Source organism: Vibrio sp. 1069 (genome assembly GCF_033340555.1).
In genome coordinates, this window is the sequence record NZ_JAWOWP010000347.1 from 1 (window position 1) to 718 (window position 718).

General features: G+C 44.4%; 1 protein-coding gene. It reads left to right on the forward strand.

The features are described from left to right. Positions 1-144: 144 nt before the first annotated feature. Positions 145-718 (forward strand): LysR family transcriptional regulator (locus R7040_RS26430; RefSeq protein WP_318097573.1); only part of this gene is annotated, 574 nt, incomplete at its 3' end.

The following is a 718-nucleotide window of genomic DNA, read 5'->3' on the forward strand; positions in this document are numbered from 1 at the left end:
GTAATGCGTTTGTATTCCGGAGTACCCAAGCTGACCATGTTTCCTGCCTGATAGGAGCAATAAGGGAGATTGTGATCAATCTATCAGTTGGATATGGATTAAAAAAATATATTAAAAATATGGATACGATATATTTTTGATCTTATGGAATCAAAACAACTGAAACATTTTCTGGCTGTCGCTGAGCATGGCAATATCACCCACGCAGCTAAGGCACTTCATATCGCGCAACCAGCGTTAAGCATTTCGATAAAAAAATTCGAACAGTCACTCGGCGTGACGTTGTTTCGTCGTGAAGATAAGAAAATCAGCCTAACGAAAGAGGGGGAAACCTTACTCATTCACGCGCAGCGAGTGATTCAACAACTGCACGATGCGCAATTAGCGATTGATGAACTAAAAGGTTTAGCGAAAGGAGAAGTTCGCCTCGGCACGCCTTCTATGATGGGGAGTTACTTCTTCCCGCGTATCGTGATGGCGTTTAAGAGTCAGTTTCCCGATCTAAAACTGACGCTTGTTGAGGCTGGCACTCAGTCTATTCGTCGAATGTTGCTCAATGGACAACTCGATATCGGAGTGATCAGCTGTGACGATGTACCTGAAGATCTAGAAACGGACCATTTGTTCAGCAGCCAAATGGTGGCCGTTGTTGCTCCCGAGCATGAGCTAGCGCAGCGTGAAGCCATAACGTTTGAGGAATTTTTCGAGCATGAATTGT